2 protein-coding genes are annotated in these 1040 nt (G+C 51.6%); both read left to right on the forward strand.

Features of this window, described 5'->3' with window-relative positions; all coding sequences use genetic code 11:
- A partial coding sequence (locus X742_RS01000000171185; protein WP_032925158.1) for a hypothetical protein occupies window positions 1-438 on the forward strand: 438 nt, incomplete at its 5' end.
- A 362-nt stretch (window positions 439-800) separates the two neighbouring features.
- Window positions 801-1040: DUF4760 domain-containing protein (locus tag X742_RS1000000175290; protein WP_210164361.1), on the forward strand; the 240-nt coding region annotated here is incomplete at its 3' end.

The raw sequence follows: 1040 nt of genomic DNA on the forward strand, positions 1-1040 counted from the left end.
GGGGAGATGATTGGCATGGCAGGCACCATGCCAGACTTTGTTCACGGTTTGAACCGGTTTTTATGGGGCGATTATCCGGTTGACAAACCCAACCTTTTTGTGGGAATATTTTCCTGTGATCCACAAAACACGGGAGTGAACCAAATGTTCATGCGCATGTTGAGTTCAGTTAAGGGGGCCTGGTCGGTGAGTGGGAGAGCAGAAATGGTTCTGCACTCAGACGACGATGCGGCTTTGATTCACGCTTACCCGCGCGGCTCGAACCACGCTGTACCATTTCTTCTATCTCTAACACCGGAAATAGAAGTCGCGTTACACCGCTGGTTGGGCGAGCGGATTCGCAGACGCAAGAAGGCAGTGGACCAGCAGCGCTACGAGGTGTTGCGACCAGCGTTTGAAGCTATACTCGGACCCACATTGAGCGCTACCCAGCCGTAGGGGAATGGCTGGCTGGCCACCTTTCTGTTAGAAAGTGCCAGCCGTAGGAAATGNAGAAAGTGCCAGCCGTAGGAAATGGCCGGAAAATCTGAGCGCTGGCCGCTTGAAAAGGTGACGGCGGCACTCCACATATTTTTTAACGGAAAGTTGGCTCCTTTCTGGAACTCTGTTGACACGAAACCCGTTTTTGGTCAGTGTCAATTACGACTACAAGGGTTGTAGCTATGGAGGTTACGATGCTCGTTAGGGAAGGTGCGCGGGACTAACCCGTGGATTGCACATCACTAGCTAATTCAGGCGCGGCACAAGCGATATACGTTTGTGCCGCTTCGTCGTTTAGCTGGTATGATCTCTTATCACCTATGATCATTCTGATTTCCGTGCTTGTCGCATGGGGCGGCGTAATGTCAGCCAGAGCGCTTGGCAGACAGCGCGCGACCCTAGACATGATCGAAAAAGTCGAATCCACACTCCACTATCGTGATCGGCAGAAGGTTTTTTCAGCAAATAGGCTACAGGGGAGTTTTGCCCATTTGCACAACCCAGCGACTGAAGCTCTGAAATTAGAGCGTCATCATGTCTTGGACTATCTCAACCACTAC

The sequence above is a fragment of the Mesorhizobium sp. LNHC229A00 genome, from assembly GCF_000502415.1.
Lineage (GTDB): Bacteria > Pseudomonadota > Alphaproteobacteria > Rhizobiales > Rhizobiaceae > Mesorhizobium.